The organism is Mycobacterium sp. NS-7484 (genome assembly GCF_001953975.1).
Classification (GTDB): Bacteria; Actinomycetota; Actinomycetes; order Mycobacteriales; family Mycobacteriaceae; genus Mycobacterium.
The window spans coordinates 22,784-33,357 of the sequence record NZ_MBEJ01000099.1 but is presented as its reverse complement, the minus strand read 5'-3'; the positions used below and the strand labels follow the sequence as shown (position 1 = coordinate 33,357).

The 10,574-nt window shown below is 67.0% G+C and carries 10 protein-coding genes; 4 read left to right on the top strand and 6 right to left on the bottom strand.

Going from position 1 to position 10,574, the window contains the following annotated elements; all coding sequences use genetic code 11:
• Nucleotides 1-22: 22 nt before the first annotated feature.
• Entirely contained in the window at nt 23-646 is a 624-nt protein-coding gene (locus tag A5733_RS18450) for a hypothetical protein (protein ID WP_067772293.1), read from the top strand.
• A gap of 90 nt (nt 647-736) precedes the next feature.
• Complete coding sequence (locus tag A5733_RS18445) at nt 737-1,597, top strand: type IV toxin-antitoxin system AbiEi family antitoxin domain-containing protein (protein ID WP_076241174.1); 861 nt, start codon at nt 737-739, stop codon at nt 1,595-1,597.
• Here A5733_RS18445 and A5733_RS18440 read toward each other — a convergent pair.
• The 4 genes from A5733_RS18440 to purB are packed head-to-tail and all read right to left on the bottom strand — an operon-like array spanning nt 1,581 to nt 5,706.
• Nucleotides 1,581-2,165, bottom strand: a complete 585-nt coding sequence (locus A5733_RS18440) for a DUF1707 domain-containing protein (protein WP_076241173.1) — start codon at nt 2,163-2,165, stop codon at nt 1,581-1,583. The two genes, A5733_RS18445 and A5733_RS18440, sit on opposite strands and share 17 nt — an antisense overlap.
• Nucleotides 2,146-3,060 (bottom strand): tellurite resistance/C4-dicarboxylate transporter family protein, encoded by a 915-nt coding sequence (locus A5733_RS18435; RefSeq protein WP_076241172.1) that lies wholly within the window; start codon nt 3,058-3,060, stop codon nt 2,146-2,148. Before A5733_RS18435 ends, A5733_RS18440 begins: the two co-directional genes overlap by 20 nt.
• On the bottom strand, nt 3,057-4,280 hold the full coding sequence (locus tag A5733_RS18430) for a cytochrome P450 (protein ID WP_198938868.1): 1,224 nt from the start codon (nt 4,278-4,280) through the stop codon (nt 3,057-3,059). Before A5733_RS18430 ends, A5733_RS18435 begins: the two co-directional genes overlap by 4 nt.
• Nucleotides 4,281-4,287: 7 nt before the next feature.
• Nucleotides 4,288-5,706, bottom strand: coding sequence for an adenylosuccinate lyase (gene purB, locus A5733_RS18425; protein WP_067772332.1), 1,419 nt, complete (start codon nt 5,704-5,706; stop codon nt 4,288-4,290).
• 40 nt (nt 5,707-5,746) lie between these two features.
• Here purB and relZ point away from each other — a divergent pair, with 40 nt between their 5' ends.
• Nucleotides 5,747-7,471 (top strand): bifunctional ribonuclease/(p)ppGpp synthase, encoded by a 1,725-nt coding sequence (relZ, locus tag A5733_RS18420; RefSeq protein WP_076241171.1) that lies wholly within the window; start codon nt 5,747-5,749, stop codon nt 7,469-7,471.
• Here the strand turns inward: relZ and A5733_RS18415 are convergent.
• Both A5733_RS18415 and A5733_RS18410 read right to left on the bottom strand, forming a co-directional pair.
• The gene (locus tag A5733_RS18415; RefSeq protein ID WP_076241170.1) at nt 7,468-8,922 is read right to left on the bottom strand and encodes an APC family permease; all 1,455 of its coding nucleotides are present in this window, start codon (nt 8,920-8,922) and stop codon (nt 7,468-7,470) included. The genes relZ and A5733_RS18415 overlap by 4 nt on opposite strands.
• A 17-nt stretch (nt 8,923-8,939) precedes the next feature.
• Nucleotides 8,940-9,569 (bottom strand): TetR/AcrR family transcriptional regulator, encoded by a 630-nt coding sequence (locus A5733_RS18410; RefSeq protein WP_076241169.1) that lies wholly within the window; start codon nt 9,567-9,569, stop codon nt 8,940-8,942.
• Nucleotides 9,570-9,691: 122 nt separating this feature from the next.
• Between A5733_RS18410 and A5733_RS18405 the strand changes: the two genes are divergently transcribed.
• On the top strand, nt 9,692-10,525 hold the full coding sequence (locus tag A5733_RS18405; RefSeq protein ID WP_076241270.1) for an alpha/beta hydrolase family protein: 834 nt from the start codon (nt 9,692-9,694) through the stop codon (nt 10,523-10,525).
• Nucleotides 10,526-10,574 lie beyond the last annotated feature (49 nt).

Below are 10,574 nucleotides of genomic sequence, written 5' to 3'. Positions count from 1 at the left end.
CCTATGTGTTGGGATCGGTCCCATGAGATCGCGGTACCTGCCCTATGCCAGCAGACCCGGCCGCTTGTTGGCGCAGTTGTTCAGTGACGTGGCCGTCATCACGTGGACCGCGGTGTGGATCCTGGTCGGCACAGCCGTGCATTCGGCGGTGTCCACCATCGCGGCGGTCGGCAGGCAGGTCGAGAACGGGGCCAACGGGGTTGCCGACAACCTCGGCTCCGCCGGCGACAGCACCGACCACGTACCCCTGATCGGCGACACCTTGAGCAAGCCGCTGCGCGCCGCCAGTGACGCGGCCCTCGACATCGCCGGCGCCGGCGCGAACCTGGACCACACCGCGACCTGGCTGGCCTGGGTGTTGGCGCTGGCCGTGGCCGCCGCGCCCATCCTGTTCGTCGCGATGCCGTGGCTGTATCTGCGGGTGCGGTTCTTCCGGCGCAAGTGGACGGCGATCACGCTCGCCTCGACCGCCGCTGGAGAGCAGCTGCTGGCATTGCGGGCCCTGGCCAACCGGCCACTGGCCAAGCTGACCCGGGTGTCCGACGACCCCGTCGGCGCCTGGCGCAGTCAAGATCAGCGGGCCATTCGCGGCCTGGCGGCGCTCGAGCTGCGATCAGCAGGCATGCGTCTGCGCCGCCTCGAGTGATTTGTGCACCTCTCGTAACGCTCACCGTTACCGGAGGTGCACAAATCACTCGTGGGGGAACCGTTTGACGGGCGACGCCGTCGTATCTGCATGCTTGAGGACTATCTGCGCGCCCACGACGGCGTCATCACACTTGCTCAAGCCGCCGAGGCGGGCTTGTCACGCCAGGCGGTGTACCGCAGAGTCCGCTCGGGTAAGTGGCTCCGCTGTTCACGCGGCGTCTACTTCGCCGACGATCGACCGTTCACCGATGCCGCACGTACCAGAGTGGCGGTCTGGTCGCTCGGCTCCCATGCAACGGCCAGCGGCCTCGCGGCAGCGTGGTGGCTCGGGGTCACGAAATTCGCACCCGAAACAATCGAGGTGACCGTCCCGAAGGTCAGCAATTTCCGGCAGCGGTACGGCGTCAAACTCCGCCGGCGTGACCTCGACCCCGCCGACATCGTCGAACACCGCGGACTGCGAGTCACCGCACTACCGCTGACCGTGGTCGAAGCCGCCGCCCGAAAGGGTGGCGGCGCCAAACTCATGGACACTGCCCTGCAGCGCCACACCGAACTACGTGACCTGTGGCGGGCACATATGCGCAACAAAGGCCGCCACGGCTCCCCCGCGGCCCGCATACTGCTGCACGCCGCCGCCGACGGGGCCCGATCCGAAGCCGAACGCCTGCTTATCAAGCTCCTTCGGGAAGCGAAGATCACCGGTTGGAAGGCCAATTACCGCCTGGGCCGTTACGTGATCGACGTCGCCTTTCTGATCCCCAAGCTCGCGATCGAGACCGATGGCTGGGCGTTTCACCATGATCCGGAGGCCTTCCAGAAGGACCGGGTCAAACAGAACGACATCGCCCTGTCGGGCTGGCAGGTGCTGCGGTTCACCTGGCTGGATCTCACCGAGTATCCGCAGCGGGTGATCGCCGAGATCCGATCGGCTACCGGGTACCGCTGAGGCGCTTCAGCCAGCTTCCGAACGGGTGCCGCACGGTGACGCTGCCCATCCGTACCCGCCCGCGCACGATCAGGTGCAGGTGATCCGATGGCGGGCTGGTGCGCACCTTGACGGTGGCGCTGCCCGCGATGGCGTTGACGCCGTTGAGGTCGGCCGTGGCCGAGGGCGGCACGATGAGCTCCGTCGAGCTGCAGTAATCGTCGATGATGATCTCCACCAAAGGCCCGGGAAGAACCGCCGAGGTGAAGTCCAGGGTTGTGCTGCACATCCGGGTGTGCAGACGCAACACAGGCGCCACCGTCCACTGGCCGCGCCGCACGACCGACGACATCCAGCCGCGGAGTTCCTCGGGCGGGCGAGTTGGACCTGGTGACGAGGCCGCGATCGGCAGGTCGGCGACCACGACGCTCAGCTCGCCGCGGGTCCGTGCGGCCAGGGCGCTGTCGTAACGCTCGGTGAATTCGTCGAGCGTGATCATGCCTTCGGCGACCGCCCGTTCGAGCAGGTGTCCCACCTCGGCGCGGTCGGCGTCTGAGACTCTCAGATGGTCATTGTGGCCTGAGTCCATGTTCTGAGGTTAGGCGAACAACGCGGCGTATCAGCACGACCGCGACCGCCAGCCACGCGGCGAACGCGATCCAGAAGAACACGTGCGAGACGACGACCATTGGGTGCCAACCGGTCTCGATCGACACGGCGTAGGAAGCGGCCGAGAACATGCCCAGCGGGAAGACGGCCGGCCAGTCGAGGATCTGGCGCCAGCTGGTGAGCGCCAGCGGCACGATCTGCACGGCGGCAACGACGAGCGTCGCGATGGTGACCACGAGCACCGCATCGGCGATCGGGCCGGGGTGCAACGCGGCGTGGATGTGCTCACCGGCCAACGTGGCGATCGCCGCGCCGCCCATCAGGATCCAGTGATCGGCCGGGACATCGCGGCGGACTTCCGGCTCTCCGATGGCCCGCCACGCGATGAGCCCGGTCATCAGGCCGTACAGGCCCAGGGCAATCAGCCAGAAGATGAACGCCCAGAACAGGATTCCGGCGGCCATGAAGACGATCGCCAGTCCGGACGTCGCCACGCTGACCAGTTCCCAGGTGCCGCGGGCCCGGCCACGCAGCGCGGCGATGCCCAACCTGCGCATGCGGGTGAGCGCCATCGGCATCAGCGACAGCCAGCCCGAAAGACCCAGCGCGCCGAAAATCCACACCGCGGGCGCGTACTCGGCGAACCGGGCAGCCAGGACCGCGCAGGCCGCCACATAGGTGAACAGCCCGATCACGGTGTCGAGGTCCTGCCAGTCGAAGGTCTGCCGGCGGACCGCAGCCGCGTACATCAAGACCCCCAGAGCGACCACGGCCAGCACCGCGAGGGGCTGACTGACGATGCTGAAGCCATAGTCCGCGGCGGAGATCGACACGATGCCGGTCGCCATGACCGCCGCGAAGACCACGGGTTTCATGCCGTGAACTCCACCACCAGATGTCGGATGCCGGTGTGCCGATTACTGCGGGCCCATTCGACGGGCTTGGCCAGACGAGCCGACGAAAACCGGCTCAAAAGCTCCTCGAACAACACCCGCAATTCGAGCCGGGCCAGGTTGGCGCCCAGGCAGTAATGGATGCCGTAGCCGAAACCCAAGTGCGGGTTGGGTTTACGGGTGATGTCGAAGAGGTCTGGATCGGAGAACACCAGCGGATCCCGGTTCGCCGAACCTTCCCAGACCTGCACCTTCTGCCCCGCTTCGATGTCGCAGCCACCCAATGACACCGCTCGGGTGGCTGTCCGCCTCTTGGACGGCGACGGCGAGGTCCAACGCACCATCTCCTCGATGGCCGTCGGCAGTACCCCGAGATCCGCGCGCAGCAGCTCCAGTTGCGAAGGATGCTCGATCAGGGCCAGCAGCCCGCCCGCCACGGCATTGCGTGTGGTCTCCGCACCGGCGCTGAACAGCAGGCTGAAGAACAGATACAACTCCAGATCGGAAAGAGAGGCGGCTTCGTCGTCGCGAAAAGCGTTGGCCACCACCGAGAGCATGTCGTCGGTCGGCTGGGCTCGCTTGGCGGCGATCAGCTCGGAGCCGTAGGTGTACATCCGAGACCCGGCCTCTTCGGCCGACAGCTGCGCCATGGTCGCCGTACGCGAACCACCGAAATCGAACTGCGGCTCGATCGCCCGGAACAACCAATGCCGTTCGGATTCAGGCACCCCCAGCAGGATGCAGATCATCTGCATCGGCAGTTCGGCGGCCACGTCGACCAGGAAGTCGATCGGCTCACCCGGGGAGATCCCGTCGAGCAACCGCCGGGTGCGGGCCCGCAGATCGTCTTCCACCCGCCGGATCATCCGTGGGGTCAGTCCGGAGCTGACCAGTCGGCGAATCTCGGCGTGCCGCGGGTCATCCATCATGTTGAGTACCTGCCCGGCGATCGACAGGTCTTGCAGCAGCGTGCCGCCGTAGGGGCGCGAGCCGCCGGTCACCGAGGAGAAGGTCTCCGCATCGCGCAGCACCGCAAGGGTTTCGGCGTGGGTGGCCACCGACCAGAACCCCTCACCGTCGGGCGTGTGTTCCGTCGGCTCATGCCAGTACACCGGCGCTTCGCGGCGGTGTACCGCGAACAACTCGTGCGGAAATCCGGCAGCGAAGTTGTCCAGATCGGTGAGGTCGGCCGCCACACTCACGACGAGCTCACAAGATGGCGCCCGAGGTGTACTTGGCGGCCTCGGGGTAGCGGCTGACCAACTCGTCGACCGCCGCGACGACCCCGTCGACCTGGGCGCCGGCGGCTCCGCTGAACGCCTGCTTGTCGGCCAGCGCGGCTTCCAGCCCGGCCCGGTCGAGCGGCAGTCGCGGATCGGCGGCCAGCCGGTCGAGCAGGTCGGGCTCGCGCCCCTGCTCGCGCATCGCCAGGGCGACGGCGACGGCATGTTCCTTGATCACCTCGTGCGCGGTCTCGCGGCCCACCCCGGCCCGCACCGCGGCGATCAGGATGCGGGTGGTGGCCAGGAACGGCAGGTAGCGGTCCAGCTCGCGCTGGATCACGGCCGGGTAGGCGCCGAACTCGTCGAGCACGGTCAGGAAGGTCTCGGTCTGTCCGTCGATCGCGAAGAACGCGTCGGGCAGCGCCACGCGGCGCACGACAGAGCAGAACACGTCGCCTTCGTTCCACTGCGCGCCGGCCAGTTCGGCAGCCATCGAGGCGTAGCCGCGCAGCACCACCTGCAGGCCGTTGACCCGTTCACACGAGCGGGTGTTCATCTTGTGCGGCATGGCCGACGAGCCCACCTGACCGGGCGCGAAGCCCTCGGTCACCAGCTCGTGGCCGGCCATCAGCCGGATGGTGTGGGCCAGTGAGGACGGCCCGGCGCCGACCTGCACCAGCGCCGAGAGCACATCGTGGTCGAGCGAACGCGGGTAGACCTGTCCGACGCTGGTGAAAACCTCTGTGAAGCCCAGGAATTGGGCCACGCGCCGTTCCAGCTCGGCAAGTTTGGCGGTGTCTCCGTCGAACAGGTCGAGCATGTCCTGGGCGGTGCCCATCGGCCCTTTGATGCCGCGCAGCGGGTAGCGGTCGATCAGCTCACGCAGCCGTTGCAGGGCCACCAGGGTTTCTTCGGCCGCCGAGGCGAACCGCTTGCCCAGCGTGGTGGCTTGCGCGGCCACGTTGTGCGAGCGGCCGGCCATCACGAGGTCGCGGTAGACGACGGAGCGTTCGGCCAGCCGGGCGACCACCGCCACGCCGTGGGAGAACACCAGCTCCAGGGAGCGCCGGATCTGCAATTGCTCGACGTTCTCGGTGAGGTCGCGGCTGGTCATGCCTTTGTGCACGTGCTCGTGACCGGCCAGCGCGTTGAACTCTTCGATGCGGGCCTTGACGTCGTGTCGGGTGACGCGCTCGCGGGCGGCGATCGACGCGAGGTCGACGTTCTCCAGGACGCGTTCGTAGTCGTCGACCACACCGTCGGGCACCGGGACGCCCAGCTCGGCCTGGGCACGCAGCACGGCCAGCCAGAGCCGGCGTTCGGCGACGATCTTGGCCTCGGGCGTCCAGATCGCGACCATTTCGTCGCTGGCGTAGCGGTTGGCCAGAACATTCGGGATCGTCACGAACACACAGCTTACGACCTACCAATGAGACAGTGGACGGATGTACTTCGTCGGGCTCGACCTCGCGTGGGGCGAGAGGAATCAGACGGGTGTCGCTGTCATCGACTCCGATGGCCGGGTCCTCCACATCGGAGTGGCGCAGGGCGACGACGATATCGCCGCGGCCATCGAGCCGTATGTCAGTGGTGACTGCCTGGTGGCCATCGATGCGCCGTTGATCGTGAAGAACCCGACCGGCCACCGTCCGTGTGAGCGCGAGCTCAATCGGGACTTTCAGCGGTTCGACGCGGGGGCACGCCCGGCGTTCACCGAGCGGCCGGAGTTCAAGCATCCGCGTGCCGCCCGGATCGCGTCGGCGCTCGGCCTGGACGTGGATCCGTCCTCCCCGTCGGGACGACGCGCGATCGAGGTCTATCCGCACCCGGCGAGCGTCGTGCTGTTCGGCGTCGACAAGACGTTGAAGTACAAGCGCGGTGCGTTCGAGGACCGTCAGCGTGAGCTGTTGCGGTTGATGACGTTCATCGAGGACCTCGACACCGCGAGGCCGCGGTTGCGGGCCAACCGCAACGTCGGCTGGGTCGAGCTGCGCAAGCGGATCGAGGCCGCCACCCGCCCGGGCCAGCTCGACCGCGACGAAGATCCGGTCGACGCGCTGCTGTGCGCCTACATCGCGCTGTACTGGTACCACCGTCCCGAGGACGTGACGATCTACGGCGACGTCGCTTCCGGCTACATCCTCACGCCGTCTCTGCCCACCGACCGGCTGCTGCGGATTCGCCCCACCCCGGCGCGTGAACCCGCGCTGACGGCGGCCATCGCCGAGTACGCCGCCAAACGCCCGGATCTGGTGGCGACGGGCGAGCGCTACCTCAAACTTGTCACCGGCCTGCTCGACGAGGCCGGTATCAACTACCTGAGCATCACCGCCCGCACCAAGAGCGTCGAGTCGTTCGCCGCCAAGGCCGACCGTCGCGCCCCCGACGGCACCCGGCTGTACACCAATCCGCTGGTGGAGATCACCGACCAGGTGGGTCTGCGGGTCATCACCTATCTGCGTGAGGATGTCGACGCGGTGGCCAACCTGCTGGCCGAGGAGATGCGGTTGCTCGACGACCGCGACATGGGTCTGCAGACTGCGCGTCAGGGCCGGTGGGGATATGCCAGCCGGCATCTGCTGTTCGGGGTGGAAGGCGAACAGTATCCGGCGTCCATTCAGGTGCGGACAGTGCTGCAACACGCCTGGGCCGAGTTCGAGCACGATGTGCGATACAAGGGTTCGATACCGGCCGAGCATGTCAGCGAGCTGGACCGCCGCTTCACCCTGGCCGCCGGGCTTCTCGAGCTGGCCGACCGTGAGTTCACCGAGATCCGGGAGCGCTTGCGGCTCACCATGTCCGACGAGGCAGATCCGGAATTCGCGGTGCCCTCTTCGGATTCCCGCATCCCCACCCCCGTGCTGGCCACCTACCTCGGTCACCGCTTCTCCGACGCCGGATGGTCGCGCACCGACCACTACGGCTGGATCTCGGGGCTGCTGCTCGAGCTCGGTATCACCTCATTGGAAGCGCTGACCGGCGTGCTGGATTCGGTGGACACCGACGAGATCAACCGGTTGATGGACTACCGGTACCCACCGGGTGCGGTGCGCCGCCTCGACGACGCGTTGTTGGCCGTGTTCGGTGACCGGTACCTGGGCCTGGACGGCAATGCGCATCGGGTCGCGTTGTTGCAGAACCGGATCGAGAAATTGGGCGACGAGTCCTAGGGCGCCTCGGCCAGGTGGGTCGGGTCGGTGATGCCCGGCCCACGGATTCCGAGTTGCCGGTTGATCAGCTTGGTGATCAAAAACAACACGACACCGGTGGCGACCAGGCCCAGCGCCAGCACATACTGCACGGCCGGCCGCCCCGAGGTGGGCAGCACGAGATACAGCGACGCGATGAAACCGATGACGGGCAACGCGGTCGGGGTCTTGAAATGCCCACCCGCTCTTCGCACATCGCGCCGCAGCACCAGCACGGCGACGTTGACCACTGAAAATACCGCGAGCAGCAACAGCGACGTGGTCCCGCCGAGGATGGCGACGGTATCCCCACTGGCGAAGGCCGACACGTAGAAGATCAGCCCGAAGGCGATGACGGTGGTGAATACGATTGCCACCCAAGGGGTGTGCCGCTTGGGGTGGACCGCCCCGAGCACCGGGGGCAACACGTGTTGGCGGGCCATGCCGTAGATCAACCGACTGGCCATCAGCATATTGAGCAATGCGGTGTTCGCCACGGCGAACATCGAGATGATGGGCAGGATGTTGTCGAACGGCAGCCCCGGGGCGGCCGCCGCCATCACCTTCACCAGCGGCGACGAGTCGGACTCGGCGAGCAACCCCACCGGCACCAGCGCGACGGCGATGATGGCCACCAACACGTAGACCAGGCCGGCAATGCCCAGCCCGGTCAACAGCACCTTGGGGAAGATGCGCACCGGATCCTTTGTCTCCTCGGCCATGTTGACCGAGTCCTCGAATCCGACCATCGCGAAAAAGGCCAGCGACGTCGCCGCGGTGACCGCGATGAAGGCGTTCTTCTCCCCGGCGGTGTCGAATGCGACGACGCGGGAGAAGTCGACGTCCACCCCGCTGACAATGGCCCACAGCCCGACGGCGACCACGATCACCAGGCCGGTCATCTCGATGAGGGTGAGAACGACGTTGAGCTTGACGCTTTCGCTGACGCCGCGCAGGTTCACCGCCGCGATCATCGCCATGAACAGCAGCGCGAGGAGGATGACCCCGACCGTCTTCAAGGTCGCGAGGTGCTCGGCGTAGAACTCGCCGAAGTTGATTTCGAACGCGTCGAAGAAGCTGATCGCGAAAAACCTCGAAGCTGTTGAGGCCGAGGTGATTCCGGAACACATCACGACAAAGGCGACCAGGAACGTGACGAAGTGGATCCCGAAAGCCTTGTGCGTGTACAGCGCGGCGCCGGCGGCCTGTGGATATTTGGTGACCAACTCCAGGTAGCTGAACGCGGTGATGGTGGCGATCAGGAAGGCCGCCAGGAACGGCAGCCAGGCGGCACCGCCGACCTCCTTGGCGACCTGTCCGGTCAGCGCATAGACCCCGGTGCCGAGAATGTCTCCGACGACGAACAGCAGTAGCAGACCGGGCCCCATAACCCGCCTGAGCTGTGGCTCCTCCGAGGCTACGGGTTGCGACATTCCCTCTCCTTCAGTGCTCAGACGCGTACCGCCCCGTCGTCGACGGGCGCCAGCACGTCGATCACGTCGATCAGCGTGGCGCGGGCGCTGGCTCTGGGCCCGTCACCTTCGTCCACCAACGATGCCACCACAGCTCCGTCGACGGCGCACACCAAAGCGGTGAGCAATTCGGCGCGGACGGAACGACCCGACCGTTCCACCACCTCGACCACAGCATCGGCGCGCTGCTGAAGGATACGGCGTTGGATGTCGCGCAGACCGGGTTGCCGGGCACAGGCGATGTAGCGCTCATAGCGCGAGATCAGCTCTTCGGAACCGCGACGCTCCGGAGATTCCCCGAGCAACAGGTCGACGAGGATGTCGGCAGTCGACTCGGCACCACGACGCCGTCTCGACAGGGCGGCAACCCCGGCGCTGAGTTGTTCGGCTTCTCTGGTTCCGATGTATTCGACGGCCTTGGCGATGAGGTCGTCGAGTGACGAGAAGTAGTACGTCGTGGAGGCGAGCGGCAAACCGGCGCGACGCGCCACCGCGCGGTGGCGGACAGCGTCGAAGCCACCTTCGCAGAGCAACTCGGCGGCCGCCCTGACGAGGGCGTACCGCCGACGCTCCCCTTTAGGAGTGACCGCTGCCGTCACCTTTAGCATCGTGCCAGTCGGGCATCCGTCACATCGGGCTTTCGGCCAATCATCAGGCTCTACTCAGGTTTTTCGCTCATCTGCGCACGCGAGAATGCCATCGGCCGATGCCACTGTGGCGCGATGGCAAGATGGCCCCCATGCCAAACTTGAGCCGTCGCGCAGTCCTGCGCCTCGGCGTCGGTGCGGCCGCCGGCACCGCCGGGGCCATTGCCCTCGCCTCTGCCCCGCTTTCGATCGCCGCCCCCGCCCCCGCGCCCACGTTCACCCGTGGCTCGTTCGTCTCGGCGGCCCGCGGCGGGGTCACCACCAACTGGGCCATTGCCCGCCCGCCGGGGCAGACCGAAAAGCTGCGCCCGGTGATCGCGCTGCACGGCAAGGGACAGGACGCCGAGGGTGTGATGGCCGGCGGCGTGGAGCAGGGCCTGGCCGAGGCGGTGTCGGCCGGTTTGCCGCCGTTCGCGGTGGTCGCGGTCGACGGCGGTGGAAGTTATTGGCACAAACGGGCTTCCGGGGAGGATTCGGGCGCGATGGTGCTCGACGAGCTCATCCCGATGCTCGCCGATCAGGGCCTGGACACCTCGAGGGTCGGATTCTTGGGCTGGTCGATGGGCGGCTACGGCGCGTTGCTGCTGGGGTCGCGGCTCGGCCCGGCTCGTACCGCGGCGATCTGCGCGGTCAGCCCCGCGCTGTGGACCTCCTCGGGAGCCGCGGCGCCCGGGGCGTTCGACAGTGCCGATGATTACGCCGCCAACAGCGTCTGGGGCCAGCCTGCGTTGGGCTCGATTCCTATCCGGATCGACTGCGGTAACAGCGATCCGTTCTATTCGGCCACCAAGCAATTCATCGCCCAACTGCCCAACCCGCCGGCCGGCGGCTTCTCTCCCGGCGGGCATGACGGCAGCTTCTGGAGTTCCCAGCTGCCCGCCGAGATCTCCTGGATGGCGCCGCTGCTGGTGGCCTGATCAGTCACCCCGTGGTACGCCGCCGTACTGTATAGTACGGCGGCGTACC